Source organism: Legionella sp. 39-23 (assembly GCF_001897665.1).
Lineage (GTDB): Bacteria > Pseudomonadota > Gammaproteobacteria > Legionellales > Legionellaceae > Legionella > Legionella steelei.
Map to the genome: position 1 here is coordinate 29,205 of NZ_MKTO01000047.1, position 18,267 is coordinate 47,471.

Here is an 18,267-nt window from a genome sequence, read left to right on the forward strand (position 1 = left end):
ATGCAAAATATTGTTAATGTAGTACAGAACCGCGCCCAAAAGCATCCTCAAGCCAAAGCAGCACTTTATTTAGAAGACGGACAACATCCGACAGCAAGCCTCACTTTTGGTGAACTGGATCAGCAAGCCAAAATGATTGCCGCCAATTTACAATCCCAGCACATGCTAGGCCAGCGTGCACTCCTTATTTATCCTACGGGAATTGAGTTTATAACCAGTTTGCTCGGATGCTGGTATGCCGGGGTAATTGCTGTGCCAGTACCATGCCCTAAAATCGATGAGTTTGCAAAACACGAAGCATTTCTGAACACCATAGCCGATGATGCGGACATTGCTGCAGTCTTAAGCTTGGAGCAGTATCGCTCTAGTATTGAAGCGACGCTAACACACAAAGTACCTATATTGGCTACAGATACGCTAAAAACCCACGCTACTGGAGAGTATCAACCCATTGAGATTATCGCGGATACTATTGCCTATTTACAATACACATCAGGATCCACCTCTACGCCCAAAGCAGCCATCATCACGCATGGTAATTTGCAACACAGTTTGCAAGAAACCATTAAAGTTTGGCATTACACCAAGAAAAGTGTCACCTTAACTTGGGCTCCTCATACCCATGTATACGGATTGGTATGCGGTATCCTGGTACCTTTATATCATGGCACCCTGGCCATTATTATGTCGCCCGCAGCCTTCATTAATAGACCCATTACCTGGTTATCAGCAATTACAAAGTATCGTGTCACCCATAGTGGGTGCCCTAATTTTGGTTATGATGTTTGCGTACGTAACATTCCAGATGAGGCGCTTGCTGCGCTTAATTTAAAGCATTGGAAGGTAGCAATTAATGGTGGGGATATTGTTCAATATCAAACACTTACCCAATTTATTAGCAAATTTAAAATATGCGGCTTTGAGCTTAAGCAATTTTGTTCTGCATACGGGATGTCCGAATTATCGGGAGCAATTGCAGTAACGTCTTATGGCCGTGAACCATACTCATTGCCTCTGCAAGATACACCGCGACAAATAGTCAGTAGTGGCAAATTATTAGCAGGGCTACACGCCCTTGTTGTAGATCCTGAAAGCAAACAGCCAGTTGCTCCCGGAGAAACTGGTGAAATCTGGTTATCAGGGGCATCACTCGCCCAAGGTTATTGGCGACGCCCTGATGAAACCCAAGAGGTATTTCAGGCAACAGTACCTGGCAGTACGCTGCACTATTTTAAAACCGGAGATCTTGGATTTATCTCGGATAACGAAATTTATTTAACTGGCAGATTAAAAGAAGTCATTGTCATTTATGGCAAAAAATATTACCCGCTTGATCTAGAAATCACTGTCGCCAATACACTGTCTGCATTTCCAATCAAACTACCCCAAGTAGCCTTTTCAACTGAAATTGCAGGCAAAGAAAAAATTATCATTGTCCAGGAGTTATCGGAAGAAACGCATCCATCACTCTATCCTGAGATCAAAAATGCAATTAGTCATGCGATCACCAAACATCATGGTGTGGATATTTACGACGTCGTTTTAAGCCCTAGGGGGGCAATTCCTAAAACTGGGAGTGGCAAATTACAACGAAAAAAAGCACAATTGCTATTTAACGAGCAAAAGCTCACCCGGTTAACCAATGACTCGCCCATAACAACAGCACATGAGAATTCGCACACTGGCTCGACGAAGCAATTCGCCAATCTAGTCGCGCAAGTATTGAACATAGATGAGCAAGAAATTGATCTACATGCCCCGTTAAGTCGTTATTCTTTTGACTCAATCAATATCATTCATCTCACCAGTGTACTGAATGAAACTTATGAGCTCGCCTTATCCCCTGCGACTTTGTATGAATACGCTACCTTAGCAGCGTTTTATAACGATTTATTAGCGACACAAAACGTTGCCGTGGTACATCATGAAAAAACACAACATACACATGAGTCCAATGACATTGCAATCATAGGGATGAGCGGTATTTTCCCGCAGGCTCCCGATGTGGATACCTTTTGGGATAATTTATCTCAGGGAAAAGATTGCATCAGTGAAGTACCTTTATCGCGCTGGAACTGGCGTGATTTAACCGTGAGATGGGGTGGGTTTATTGATCATGTGGATCAATTTGATGCTGCGTTTTTTAATATCTCGCCTCACGAAGCAGAACTTATTGATCCACAACAACGATTATTTCTGCAAACCGCGTGGAAAACCATTGAAGACGCGGGATACACCGCAGCAACTCTTGCCACAATGAAAACCGGTTTGTTTGTGGGAGTATTTAATCATGATTATGCCGAATTATTGCAAAAAAATGAGGTCATGGATGCCTACCTGACTACAGGCACAATGCACAGCATGATTGCCAATCGTATTTCGTACATTTTAAACTTGCGGGGGCCAAGTGAAGCAATAGATACCGCTTGCTCCAGCTCCCTGGTTGCCATTCACCAAGCTGTGCAGGCAATTTTACATAACGATTGTGAGTTGGCGCTTGCAGGTGGAGTGAATACGTTAATTACTCCTACTTCATTTATTGCCGCTCGACAAGCAGGCATGTTAAGTGAAGACGGACGCTGCAAGACTTTTGATACACATGCCAATGGTTATGTGCGTGGCGAAGGCGCAGGCGCTATTTTATTAAAAAAATTATCCCAGGCATTACAAGATGGTGACCACATCTATGGGGTAATCAAAGGCACTGCGGTGAATCATGGAGGACATGTTAATACGCTAACAGCTCCCAACCCCAATGCCCAAGCAGAAGTCATTATTGCAGCGTGCCAACGCGCTCAAATTCCCATCGACAGCATTCAATACATCGAAACCCACGGAACGGGGACACCATTAGGGGATCCCATTGAAATCAACGGCTTAAAAAAAGCATTTCAACAGTTAGCCGTAGTGCAGAACATTGAATCCTTACCAACACACTATTGTGGCTTGGGGGCAGTGAAAACACATATTGGCCATTTGGAATCTGCAGCTGGAATCGCGGGCATTATAAAAACTTTATTAGTCATGCATCACGAAATGATACCGGCTAATTTACATTTAAATGAATTAAATCCTTATATTGAGATTGAGAACAGCCCATTTTATGTTGTTGATAAACCCAGGCAATGGCTCAAAGCTCCAGGTAAGCAGAGAAGAGCGGGGATAAGTTCTTTTGGTTTCGGTGGTGCAAACGCGCACATTATCCTCGAGGAACGCCCTGAACACCCACCCGTTCCCTCTCCTGCTCACCCCGCTTATCTAATTAGCGTATCGGCAATGACACTATCTGCATTGCAACAACGTCTTGCAGATCTGCTTTCGTGGTTGGATAAACAAAAGGATTTACCAAGCCTGGCAGCGCTCAGTTACACTTTAAATGCAGGAAGACAACATTTTAGTAAACGTTTTTGCGTGATTGTGGCAACAATTGCTGAGTTACAGGAACAATTGCAGTCCATTTTATCCAGCAAAGATATTGAGTCTCATTTGCTAAACGACGAATTATCCCCTAATCGTTACCCGGCTAATTTAAATCAACTACGCACTAATTATCTGCACGGAAAATCCATTGATTGGCGCACAGTGTATGGGGATTATCAGGAAAAAATATCGCTTCCGACCTATCCTTTCGCCAAAGAGTCCCATTGGCTGGAAATCAAAAACCATGAGCAGCAAAGTGCGCATACATTGATTGATGAGAATATTTCTACATTCTCTACGTCTGCTTTTAGTAAACGCTTTTCTGGAAATGAATTCTATTTACGGGATCATCAAATCAACAAGGAGCGCGTCTTACCCGGGGCGGTGTGTTTGGAAATGGCCCGCGTTGCTGCCAATATGGCATCAAGTCACCAACAAGTGACCACTCTAAGCCAGATCACCTGGAACAGACCAATAAAAAATCAAGATCTGTCCACCCCGCTACATATCCTTTTATTTCCTGAAAGCGATTGTGTCTCCTTTTCAATAACAGACCAAGAAGAGGCGGTTTCTTATGTGCATGGCATGCTGCATTATATGGATAATTCTGCCTATGCCCCACTCCCCCGATTAAACCTACACGAATTAAAAACAACATTGCCCTATACCCAAGAGCCCAATGTCATTTACAACCATTTTAATCATGTAGGCATAAGTTATGGGCCCAGTTTTCAACTCATTCAAAGCATACACTTCGATGAGCATAATCTTTTAGCAGAGGTTGCCCTGCCTGCAGATCTACCTACCTCTGCTCATGAGTTTGTATTACATCCGTGTTTATTCGATGGCATTTTACAGACAACCCAGGTTTTACTGAAAAATCGTGAAGCGCTGTATCTACCTTTTTCTATCGAGCAAGCCGATATTTATAAAGCGTTAACAAGTACCTGTTATGTCCATGCGCAGCTGACTGCCAGCGAAGACACCCTACATATGCCCGTATTTAATCTGCAAGTTACTGATACGGAAGGAACGCTCTTATTAGTCATTACAGGATTTACCTTATGTGCAGTGCATGAGCCGGTACGCCCTGAAGCACATGTTGTTTATTACACTCCTCAATGGATGATGCAAACAGCACGTACAACAAGCAGAACACATCCAGACTCCATTCTGATTCTAGGAAGCAATGAACGGTCAATACAGGCAATAAAAAAACAGTTCCCAGAGCGCACCGTTTCATCTCAACTTCTACACACATCCTCGCTTACCGATGTACCTATCAACACACTCAGCGAGTGTATTATTATTGCGCTGGAAGAGTTAGATGATGGGCGGCGGACAACAACAGAAATTCAAAAAAATCTCGAACAGACTTATTATCTGGTGCACACCGTAGTAGCCCAAATCAGTAAATTAAGCCCCAAACAGCCAATACAATTAATTATTACCAGTAAAAAACGCTCCATTTTTTCGCGCGCATTGGATGGTTTTGCAAAATGCGTGCACCAAGAGCAATCGAAAATTTCCTGTCGCTTTATAGAATTAGATGATTTAAGCCTGCTTGCACATGAATTAACGCAAAATGAAATTTATGTACGCTATGAAGGGAAGCAGCGCTATATCAAACACTATACGCCGCTACCGCCACTCAATGTAACAACTCCAATCCTCAAAAAATCCGGTGTTTATTTAATTACTGGCGGCATGGGTGGACTGGGATATTTGTTTGCAACCTATTTGGCAAAACATTATCAAGCCCAAATAGTATTAACAGGTCGTACAACACTGTCTGCGCTGCAGCAAAAAAAAATCGCCACACTGGAGCAACACGGCGCCTCAGTCGTTTATATCTCTGCCGATGTATCGTCCTTGCCCCAAGTGCAAACACTAATTCAAAAAACTAAAGAGCATTTTGGTGTACTCAATGGCATTATTCATGCTGCAGGAGTGACTCACGACGGCTTGATTGTCAATAAAACAATCCCCGAAATAGAGGATGTTATAGCACCAAAAATTTATGGTGCCAGTAATTTACATACAGCAACGTGTCAAGAACCTTTAGATTTTTTCATTCTCTTTTCCTCGGTTGCCGCAGTGTTTGGCAACCTTGGGCAAAGTGACTATGCCTACGCGAATTGTTTTCTGGATGAATTTGCCTACGAACGGGAGCAACAAAGAGCACGCGGGAATTGCCACGGACAGACACTATCAATGAACTGGCCGCTTTGGGAGGAAGGGGGATTGCATATCGCTCCTGAATATCAGCAAGAGCTAGAGCAAACCTTAGGCATCTTAAGTTTATCTACTGAGCAAGGATTGAATGCATTCTTGCAAGCATTACAGCATAAAGTTGCGCAGTGCATTGTTCTCCCAGGCTATCAGCAAAAGCTCAGGCATGCATTACAAAAAAATTCGCTGCGGCAACAACCAGTGACCGCCCATGTATCCAATCCCAATGTAGGTGAATTCGCCGAAGACTTTTTGAAAAAGATACTCGCTGAGACATTGAAGTGCTCGCCAGAGCGAATTGAGCGGAACCTGCCTTTCGAAAATTATGGCATTGACTCGTTGATGATCATTCAACTCAATCAACGCTTGGCCAAAGAGTTCACCGCATTACCCAAAACCATATTTTTTGAATGCCACAACTTGGCGGATTTAACCGAATATTTCATAGCGCATTACAGCAATGAATTGAGTCTGCACCTACCGCATGCGGAATTGTCGTCCCTACATAAGCAAGACTCCATCCTGAGTCATACACCAGTGCTAACTCAAGAAGGGATTGCCGCCTACGCGGGAATGACAAAATTCCTTACCGCGCCCAGAAACATAATAGCAGCCCCCAGACGTCTTGGTTTCACCAAAAACACCTCGAAATCATCTGATATCGCCATTATTGGCCTCAGTGGACGCTATCCTGAAGCGAGGAATATAACAGAGTTTTGGCACAATCTGTGTGCAGGCAAAGACTGTATTACAGAAATCCCCAAGGAACGCTGGACCTTGATAGATTATTTTGATACCAATCAAGAGCGTCAAGGCACAATGTACAGTAAATGGGGCGGTTTTTTAAAAGACGTAGATCACTTTGATCCTCTGTTTTTTAATATTTCGCCGCGTGAAGCGACATTAATGGATCCACAAGAACGATTATTTTTAGAAACTGCTTGGCACACCATAGAAGATGCCGGATATGCCCGTGAAACATTAGCCGGCAGCAAAATTGGGGTTTATGTAGGCGTTATGTATGGCCAGTACCAGCTGTTTGCTCATGAAGCAGCACAACCCAATAAGTTTGTCCCCACGAACTCGGTGTTTGCATCAATTGCCAATAGGGTTTCCTATTTTTTTGATTTTCGTGGTCCAAGTATCGCGCTGGATACCATGTGTTCCTCTTCACTCACAGCAATTCATTTAGCCTGTCAAAGCATCCATGAGGGCGAATGTGACATGGCGCTTGCGGGTGGCGTCAATCTGTCACTGCACCCCAATAAATACCTCTTGCTCAGCCACGGAAAGTTTTTAGCAAGTGATGGGCATTGCCGCAGTTTTGGTGATGGCGGCGATGGCTATGTACCTGGCGAAGCCGTCGGTGCCGTATTGCTCAAACCCTTAGATAAAGCGCTGGAAGATGGCGACCTCATTTATGCAGTAATTAAGGGCAGCCATCTCAATCATGGCGGCAAAACAAACGGTTACACTGTACCAAACCCGAATGCACAAGCTGAATTACTTGCAGAAACCTACCAAAAAGCTCAGGTTGATCCTGCGCAAGTCAGTTACCTTGAAGCACACGGCACTGGAACGTCACTGGGTGATCCAATTGAAATGGCCAGCCTAAATAAAGTATTTGCGCAATCCATGCAACAGCACTGTGCTCTTGGCTCCGTAAAATCCAATATTGGCCATTGTGAGTCTGCCGCAGGAATTGCTGCCGTTACCAAAGTGGTATTGCAATTACAACATCAAACCTTAGTGCCTTCGCTTTTCTCTGAAACCTTAAATACCAACATAGACTGGTCGCGCACGCCATTTCGTGTGCAGCAAACCGTCAGTGAATGGAAACAACCCCTAGCTAATGTGCCACGAATTGCAGGAATCAGCTCTTTTGGCGCCGGAGGCTCTAATGCCCATTTGATTTTATCTGCGGCACCGGAAGTATTGTCCTCTTCGACACAGAACAAGTCACATTATTTGTTCACCGTATCTGCCAAAACCGAACTCGCCTTAAATCAACGCTTGGACGATTTACTGATTTGGCTGGAAAATAATCCCTCGGCGCAGCTCGAACAGGTTAGTTACACCTTAAATGCGTGCAGAAGTCATTTTGAATGCCGTTGTGCCATGGTTGCAAGCTCGCTTGCTGAAGTGGGCGATTTAATACAACAATTTAAAGCGCAGCAACACCCTGCTCACTTGTTCATGCAGCACAATGCAGACAATAAACCTGAAAACAGCTTGCTCAATACGACGCTTTTACCAATAATGATGCAACAATTGTCCCAACCCACTCACTATAAAGAAGCTTTGCTGACATTAGCAAAATTTTATGTAGAAGGTCAGACTTTGGATTGGCAGCAAATACATGCCGATGAATCCAGGAAAAAAATATCCTTACCGACTTATCCTTTTGCCAAAGAACGTTATTGGTACTCTGATATAGCACAACATAAAAGCCTGGAAGCGCAACAAGGCAATGGGGTATTAACGTCAAACGGACTTACTGACAAGGTACATTCTTTTCTGGTTCGACAAGTCATTCACATTTTACAAATGACACAACACCGAATTGCGCTAGAAAAAAATCTTGGCGAATATGGGATGGATTCGGTCCATTTTATTGAATTAGCCAAAAAGATTACGGAGCAATATGCAATAGAATTTACCCCGGCCCTTTTCTTTACCCACAGTAGCGTCTTATCAATCAGTCAATATCTTATCAATCAGTTTCCTGAGGCAGTAGCGCAAGCACACCATGAAATAGCCCAACTGCACGACCATACTCGTCCAGTGCAATCCAGACCTGTTGCAACCGATACAGTAGATACAATTGCGATTATCGGGATGCAGGGGCTTTTCCCCCAAGCCGATGATCTTGCCACATTCTGGCAACATATGCTTGATGGGCATGATTTAGTAACTGAAATCCCTATAGAACGTTGGAATTGGCGTGATCATTTTGGCAATGAAACACATCAAAGTAATTCCAAATGGGGTGCTTTTATTAATGCCTTCGATCAATTCGACGCAGGCTTCTTTAATATTTCAGCCCGCGAAGCGAATCTTATGGATCCGCAACAACGGCTCTTTTTGGAAATTGCATGGAAAGTCATTGAAGATGCCGGCTACGATCCTTTTTCGCTACCCTCACGCAACATTGGGGTTTTTGCAGGAGTTGAGTTTAGCGAATATCAGACCTTAATTGCCAAACAACAAAAAGAACATCACGGATTTATTGCGACAGGGAACTCGCATAGCATGATTGCCAATCGCGTTTCCTACTTTTTCAATTTCCAAGGCCCGAGTGAAGCCATAGATACCGCTTGCTCAAGCTCCTTGGTGGCGATCCATCGTGCAGTACAGGCTATTCGCCATGGGGAGTGTGAGTTGGCAATCGCCGGTGGCGTAAGCCTTCTATTAAGCCCTGATACGCTAATCGTCACGAGCCAATTGGGTGCCTTATCCGCTGATGGTCGTTGCAAAACTTTTGACAAGACTGCAAATGGCTACGTTAAAGGAGAAGGCGTGGCTGGCCTTTTATTAAAATCATTAAAACAAGCGCAAGCAGATGGTGATCATATTTATGGAGTCATTAAAGCCTCCGCAGTAAATCATGGCGGCAAGGCACAATCGCTAACCGCACCGAATGCAGTCGCACAAAGCGAGCTATTAATTCGAGCTTACACACAAGCTGATTTTAATCCTGAAACAGTGACCTACATTGAAACGCATGGTACAGGAACCGCTTTAGGCGATCCCGTTGAAATCGAAGGATTGAAACGTGCATTTTCAACGCTACTTACATCAGAAATCACACAAAACTCCATTGCTTTAGGTTCGGTCAAAACCAATATCGGTCATTTAGAACCTGCATCAGGAATTGCGGGAGTCATCAAGTTGATTATGGCCATGAGCTATGAAACCATACCCGGTATTTTGCATTTCAATGAATTAAACCCGTACATCAATTTAACCAACACACCTTTTTACATTGCCAAAGAAACACAACCCTGGCAACGCAATAAAAACGAACGCGGAGAGGATATTCCATTGCGTGCGGGCGTGAGCTCTTTTGGATTTGGTGGCACTAATGCGCATATTGTTCTAGAGGAAGGTCTCCCCCATCAGACGACCGTGACGAACCAACACACGAAACCCTATTATTTAATTGTACTGTCGGCTAAACACCAAGAAAGTTTGCAACAAAAAATAGCAGATTTGCAGCAATGGCTTAACTCAAATAAAGAAACAGTCTCCTTAGCTGCACTCAGCTTTACGCTTAATGCCGGTCGTGCGCATTTTATTTACCGTTGCGCTCTAGTAGTAGACTCTATTGACGCCTTATTGCATGCATTAACCTTGTTAAGTCAACATGAAGTCCCTGAGTATTGCATGTTAAACGAAGGCCAAACCTTGACTATCCAAGGCCCCGTATTTGATGAAGTATACCAGGCAGCGATTAACGCATTACAGCAGCCAGAACACCCAGAGCAATATCGCCACAAGTTATTTATCCTGGCTGATCTCTATACAAAACATTACTTAATTGATTGGCATGACGTATATGCTGGAGAAAACCTACAACGCATCGCGTCGTTACCGGCATATCCCTTTAGCAAACAACGTTATTGGTATGATCTGGAAGCAAATGCCATACCACCCAAAGTTATCATACCAGCGACTAATCCGAGTATCCCAGTAACAATGGACCGCTCCAGCCAAGTATTAAGCTATTTACAGCAAGTCTTTGCGGAAAAACTACGGACGACCCCCGAACGTATTCAACTGGATGAAACCTATGAAGTCTATGGCGTTGACTCATTGATTGGTTTGGAAATTACCAATCGCCTGGAGAAAGATTTCGGCACCCTACCTAAAACCCTACTCTATGAGCGCAATCGATTAAATGATTTAGCCAAATATTTTATCAAACATCATCAAGAGAAATTGTCTGTGCTGATGCCTACCATCGATGCTAAGCCGTCAGTTGCGCCACTTGAGATAGAAGCGGTTAAACCCATAACCACCGCCTATGAACAGATGAGCCATACATCGCGCGACATTGCCATAATTGGCTTAAACGGCACCTTCCCAATGGCCAATTCCATGGATGAATTTTGGCATAACTTAAGCTCGGGGCTTGACTGTGTGGGCGAAGTACCGGCCGAGCGCTGGAATTATAAAGACTATCCTGTAGTGCTCGGCGGCGAGGAACACTATTTCCCCCATGGAGGCTTTATTCCTGATGTCGATAAATTTGATCCGCTGTTTTTTAACATCTCCCCACGCGATGCAGGACTTATGGATCCACAAGAGCGTTTATTCATGCAATCCGTATGGTCTACGCTGGAAGATGCGGGTTACACACGAGATAAATTAAAACACAAAGCACAAAACTCTGTTGGCGTATTTGCTGGTGTCACGTATAACTTTTATCCATTATTTATTGCGGAAGAGTGGCAAAAAGGCAATCGTGTGCCACTGGATATCCAATCGTTCTCAGTAGCAAACCGCATTTCTTACTTTCTTGATGTACATGGTCCAAGCTTTGTTGTCGATACAGCCTGCTCATCCTCTTTGGCAGCAATCCATTTAGCCTGTGAGAGCCTGTTACGAGGTGATTGCAAAATGGCAATTGCTGGCGGGGTTAATTTGTCCTTACATCCTAGTAAATATCACTTCCTGGGCAGTTTTAATTTTATGTCCGAACAAGGGCGTTGCGCCAGTTTTGCTGAAGGGGGAACTGGTTATGTGCCTGCTGAAGGCGTTGGTTCTGTATTATTGAAGCCTTTGGCTGAGGCAATAGCCGATAATGATATGATTTATGGGGTAATTAAAGGAAGCAGTATGAATCATGGGGGTAAAACCAGTGGCTATACGGTCCCCAATCCCAATGCGCAAGCCGCGGTGATTCTCCAAGCCTTAAAGAATGCGAATATGGATGCGCGAACAGTATCGTATATTGAAGCGCATGGCACAGGAACATCTCTAGGCGACCCCATAGAAATTCGTGGTTTGCAAGATGCCTTTGAACACTATACGGAAGACAAACAATTTTGTGCAATTGGTTCTGTCAAATCCAATATTGGACATCTGGAGTCTGCAGCAGGAGTATCGCAATTGGCCAAGGTGCTCTTACAGATGCGCCACCAAAAATTAGTCCCGACATTACATAGCGCCCAATTGAACCCCTTTATTGATTTCAAAAACTCACCTTTTTATGTACAACAAGAACTCACTGATTGGCAGCCTGGGTATAATGTACCTCGTCGTGCTGGCGTCAGCTCTTTTGGTGCGGGTGGCGCAAACGTACATATGATTATCGAGGAATACCTGCCACCAATAACACAGCAGAACATGAGCAATGGCCCATATATCTTCTTATTATCTGCATTAAATGAAGAGCGATTAGCGGCACAAGTACAACAAATGCATCGCTATGTGCTGCAACATCCTCATACAGCAAACAAAGAATGGCTCAGAGATGCATGCTTTACTTTGCAAACAGGCCGAGAGCATATGAGCGCGCGACTGGCAGTGATTGTTAGCAACCCGGACGAATTGCTTGCAGTCTTGGCGAATTATCCTCAGAGTCATCATTCTCAACTCTGGATAAATCATCAAACACAAAACACACCGCAACCCGCGCATGCAGCAGAATTAATCGACAATGCACGCTATGAAGAATTAGCCCAACATTGGATTAATGGAGGAAAAATAGACTGGGAACAATTATACAAACAAACCCTTCCTAATATTATTTCGTTACCTACCTATTCTTTTACAAAACGACGCTGTTGGATACCAACTAAGGACATCGAACCCACGGTGCAGCCAACGCCGCCATCTGTAGTGTACACCCCTGACGTAGTTGACGCCCAAGATTGGCTTTACCTCACCCAATGGGAGAAAAATCCGCAGCTAACGCAGTCTGGATTGTTAAAAAATGAAGGAACATGGCTTATTTTTTGTGAGCAAGAGTCAGTACCCTCATTAAAACAAGAATTTGGTGACAGTATTTATTGTGTTACAGGCAAGCAATTTGCATCAATTCGTGCAGATGAATACACCATCAATGGTTCTCAAAAAACAGATTATGAGCAATTATTTGCTACTATTCATACACGACATAAAGAACTTTTAAGAGGAGTTATCTATTTCGGCTCTACCCAGAACTCAAATACAGGAAACCAAGCAGATCCTGCACAGGAATTATTGTATCTGTTCCAAGCCCTGATCCAACATTCGTGGTCACAGCAATTAATCGTTTGTCTTGCCTCACAATCTGCTCAGTATGTAAATCCCAGTGATTCCGTGAATATCTGGCAACACCATCTTTGGTCTATGACCCGTATTTTTGCCGCCGAACAAGCAAAATATCAAGCCCTACTCCTTGATCTGGAGATAAATGCAGGTATGGAGCAAAATGCGAAGATCCTAGCTCAAGAATTAGCTCAGTACCAAGCCCAACAAAATCACGTTGCCTATCGTGCTGCGGAACGTTATACCATTCGCTTCATGCCTTATGAAATGCCGCACAATCAGGAGATACCCTCCAGGAGGACTCCTGTTGCGGCATTAATTACTGGCGGTTTAGGTGCTTTAGGTTATGAAATAGCAGAATTTATTGTCGCCCAAGGCACGCGTTTTATTTTGCTTACTGGAACTACAGAACTGTCCTCACAAACTCATGAGAAAAATACTTGGCTCAAACAATTAGAAGCGAAAGGAGCACAAGTCCGTTATGCAGCAGTCGATGTCGCTGACAAAAACCAAATGCATCAGGCAATCAAGGATGCTGAAAACGCATGGCAACAACCTATTGATGGCGTTTTTCATTTGGCGGGAATCACTACGGATAACGTCACGATTGCCGAGATGGATGAGGCATTATGGCAGAAAGTGTTGCGCGTAAAAATACAAGGCTCACTGGTATTGCACGAACTCTTTTTACACGCCCCCCTGTCTTGTTTCGTTTTGTTTTCTTCTATTGCCGCAGTACCTCATTTTGGCATGGCTGGACTCAGTGCTTATGCCGTAGCAAATGAATTTATGAATGGTCTTGCTTTATATCGCCGCAGTATGCAATTACCTGCAGCAAGTATTAACTGGGTGGCCTGGTCGGAAAAAGGGATGAGCCACCGACATAATCATGATGCATTTTTAGATGCCGTAGGTATGGCTTCCTTGAGTATTAAAGAAGGAGTTGCCTTGTTTCATACTTTACTCCGCCTCGATCATGCTGAAATGACAGTATGTAAGATTCAATGGAAGAAATTTTTACAAGTGAATCCCACGGCCAAGCAGCTTGATTTCTTTAGCTATTTTGTTGCTGAATATGCTGCAAACACACAAACAGCAGTCGTTTCCTCATTAAGCCCCGAGGAAATTACGGCATTAGTTCTGAATCTTTTTGCAAGCGTATTAGGATTAGACGAGGCAGAAATAGAACGAGATACCCCCTTCCAGCAATACGGTTTGGACTCCATATCCGGAATCGATTATACCGAAGAATTAGGTAAACACTTCCCTGATGTGGTCGCACCTATGGATTTATACCGCTACCCCACTCTCAAACAATTGACTGAATACATCATGCAACGTGTACAGATGCCCAGCGAATCAAGTCCTACCCCCTTTTTTAGCGTAGAAGAAACGCATGATCTGGATCAATTAAACGCCGCACAACTTAATGAACTACTTGAATTGGAATTAAAAGAGCTAGAGCTTGCCTATGAATGACACAACTACTTTAAAAAAATCATTGTTAATGATTCAAAAGCTAAAAAAGCTTTTGCAGGAACAAAATAAGCACTTATTTGAACCGATGGCGATTATCGGGATGAGCTGTCGTTTACCCACAGCAAATACTCCGCAAGAGTTTTGGGAATTACTCTGCCAAGGTAAAAATGTCATTTCCTCAATACCTAATACACGTTGGGAACTCCTTAAAGGTACTCGCGAACCAGAGCAACGTGACGCCAATTTATCGTATTGGGGAGGCTATTTGCAGCATATTGAGGCATTTGATGCGTATTTTTTTGGCATTAGTCCCCGCGAAGCAATGCGCATGGATCCACAACAACGCATCTTATTGGAAGTTGCTTATGAGTCGCTTGAAGATGCCGGCTTAACGATTGAGGCTTTAGCTGGATCCAATATGGGGGTTTTTTCCAGCCTCTATGCAAGTCAGTTTAGCCATCTGCAAAAACTGGATTCGGATATGGATGCTTTGTTTATTCCTACCGGAAGTGCCATCAGTATGGCAGCAAATCGCTTATCGTATTTATTCGATTTACGTGGACCCAGTCTGGTGTTAGATACTGCGTGCTCCTCATCGCTGATTGCCATTCAATTAGCTTGTCTTAACTTGCAGGCAAAATTATGTGATACCGCACTGGTTAGCGCTGTAAATATCAATTTATTACCGTCTATTCATTCTGTTTTGGCCAAAGCAACGATGCTTTCGCCTACTGGACAGTGCCACACTTTTGATGCCAATGCCGATGGCTATGTGCAAGGAGAAGGAGCTGGATCCATTGTGTTGAAGCCACTTTCGCAAGCATTAAAGGATCAAGACAAAATCTATGCCGTGATTATGGGGGGGGCAATAAACCAAGATGGCAAAACAAATGGCTTAACTGCACCGAATGGCTTACAACAAGAACACTTATTACGCTCGGCATATAAGGCAGCGCAAACCGATCCGGCAGATGTTGCCTATATCGAATGTCATGGAACAGGTACCTTTCTCGGAGATCCCATTGAAATTCAAGCCTTGGGCGAAATTGTCGGCAAAAATCGCGCGCCTGAAAAACCCTGCTGGATAAGTTCAGTCAAAACCAATGTAGGGCATCTGGAACCCGCAGCAGGTATTGTGAGCATCATTAAAGTGGCGTTAGCTTTAAAACATGGTTTCATTCCACCCCACCTTAACTTCTCGCAGGCCAACCCACATATTCCATTTGAGCGTTACGCCTTGCGTATTCCACAACAAACGGAGCAATTACCTCGATATGGTGATAGCTGTATTGCGGGAGTCAGTGGCTTTGGTTTTGGTGGTGCCAATGCACATCTTGTGTTGCGGGAACTCTCTTTACATGAGCAACCCGATTCGGCACCTGTTGCCCGGGATAACGAGTTATTCACTATTTCGGCAAAAGAGCCTGCTGCATTATCGGCTTTGATTGAGCGTTGGTGTGCTTTTTTAAACAATAAACCAGAAACAAACCTGGCACAGCTCTGCTATAACCTCCATGTCAGACGTTCGCATTATGTGCATCGTTTAGCAATAATTACTGATTCAGTTGCAGATCTGTATCAAAAACTAGAGGCTTTGCGTGTAGACCCTCACAGGCAACAGGAACATGTATTTATCAATCATGACCTAAAAAAATCCAACAACCCCTTGAGCATATCCGAATTTGTGAACATGGATTTGTCTCTCTTAGCAAAAAACTATATAAACCAAGCTCAGGTCGATTGGAAAAAATTTGAAGAAGAACGCATTTACATGCCTTTGGATATGCCGTTTTATCCATGGCAACACAAAGTCTATTGGCCAAGCTTTGGGCACACATCCAATGCGCGTGTTAATCCAAGCTACCCAATGCGCGGAAAGACCCTAGCCTCACCTTTAGCAGCGCGCCAATTTGAGTTTGTCTTTGATACACAAACAATGCCTGAAATCCAGGATACATTTTATGTATTGCATGCAGGTTATTATCTGGAAATGTTGGCGTATGCCACACAGCAACTACAATCTACAGTTTCCTTTAATGTGCAACAACTTAATTTTTTATCGCCTATATTAGTTCTGGATGGAAAAACCGTTTTGGTCCACTTAATCATCGAAAAAGAAGAGCACAATGGCTTAATATTTCGTTTTTTCAGCAATGATGGCAAAGACAATTGGATAGAACATGCCACAGGCGCTTTAGCGTTGAATACCTCACCTCTCAGTCAACTTGCAAGCAAGAACGAGTTGCTCAAACGACTTCCGGCATCCGGAACTCAGGAATCATTCTACAAACGCATCACCGGTATGGGTATGCCCGCAGGCGATACCATTCGCTGGGCACATCAATATTGGACAAATGACAATGAATTATTTTGTGAATTACGCGAACCTAAGGCTTCAGAGCGTGGGACACAATTTATAACGCAAATGCATCCAGGGATCTTTGATGCCTGTATTCAAACACTCTTCTTACTGCTTCCAGAACAATTTACTAAACCCTATATTGCATCGCATATGGGTACTATTGAATTTTATGGCGCAGCAGAAGAGCAAAAGTATATATACACCGTATTAAAAGAACTGCATCCCGAAGGAAAGCATATAATTGCCGATTGGTATTTATTGGATAAAAATTATCGTTTGCTCGCTCAATGCCATGGTCTACAGATGACCATACTCAACGATACCCTGCAAATCGATAAAATAATGGAAATTCAATCTCAGTTTCAACTTGATTTATCTTTGCCTTATACAACATGTAAACAGCAATTGATCCATTATTTGACTGAGCAATTTGCGATGATTTTTGCGATGCCCCAAAATGATATTAGCCCCTTCCAGTCCTTGCATGAACTGGGGATGGATTCTCTCATGGCATTAGCAGTAATCCGCATCATAGAAACCAATTTGAACGTGACATATTCTTTACCTTTGATGATGCAAGGCCCGTCAATTAATGAGATTGCAGAGTATGTGTTATCAAGCCAATGGATAGGAGCAAAAGAGGAACCCACACCAGCAACCCATTTCGATAATATATGGATCGCCAATCGAAAAATACAAGAGCATGCTCAAATACGCTTATTTTGCTTTCCGTATGGTGGTGGAGGCGCCTCTATTTATCGCGAATGGCAGCAGGAATTTCCTGATTTTATTGAAGTATGCCCAGTACAATTGCCAGGTAGAGAAAATCGGATGGAAGAACAGCCTCTTGATAACTTGGATACTTTAGTGTCTTTGTTGGCCTATCAACTAAAACCTCAATTTGATTTACCTTTTGCGTTTTTTGGTCATAGTTTTGGTTCACTAATTGGCTTTGAACTGACTCGCTATTTACGTACACATCACCTACCAACGCCTGCGCATCTTTTTGCATCAGCATATCCTGATCCTCGTGTACCCTCCAAAAGTTTGCATAATCTGCTGGCTAAACTACAACAAATGAACATCAATTTATTTGATTTAAACTCAGAGCACATTGGTGAGTTAGATGAGGCACAATTAACTGCTTTATCCAGTGTATTTCAAGAAAACGGCATTGTTGATTACAGCGATGAACGCATGAACAAAAGTATTATCAAAGTTTTATTACCTATTTTTATTGGCGATATGAATATAGTAAAAAGTTATACTTACCGCGATGAATTACCTTTAAACCTAAGCACTACGGTATTTTTAGGAAAACAGGATGCGTGGGTCTCTCCAGAAGATCATTTTGGATGGGCTGAACACTCCTTAGAACCGTGTGAATTCCAACAATTTGATAGCGGGCATCTGTTTATAAGAGAAAAAGAAATAAGATCGAAAGTAATTCAAAAAATTACCGAAAAGTTACAGCGCTTTTGTAAAGAAGAATGTGATGCCTAATGTAGCCTGGGTGA

The 18,267-nt window shown here is 43.3% G+C and carries 2 protein-coding genes; both read left to right on the plus strand.

Going from position 1 to position 18,267, the window contains the following annotated elements; all coding sequences use genetic code 11:
* Positions 1 to 14,388, plus strand: a complete 14,388-nt coding sequence (locus BGO44_RS17550) for an SDR family NAD(P)-dependent oxidoreductase (RefSeq protein ID WP_273201235.1) — start codon at positions 1 to 3, stop codon at positions 14,386 to 14,388.
* Positions 14,381 to 18,253, plus strand: a complete 3,873-nt coding sequence (locus BGO44_RS17555; RefSeq protein WP_273201237.1) for a beta-ketoacyl synthase N-terminal-like domain-containing protein — start codon at positions 14,381 to 14,383, stop codon at positions 18,251 to 18,253. The genes BGO44_RS17550 and BGO44_RS17555 overlap by 8 nt, the downstream gene beginning before the upstream one ends.
* Positions 18,254 to 18,267: the final 14 nt, after the last annotated feature.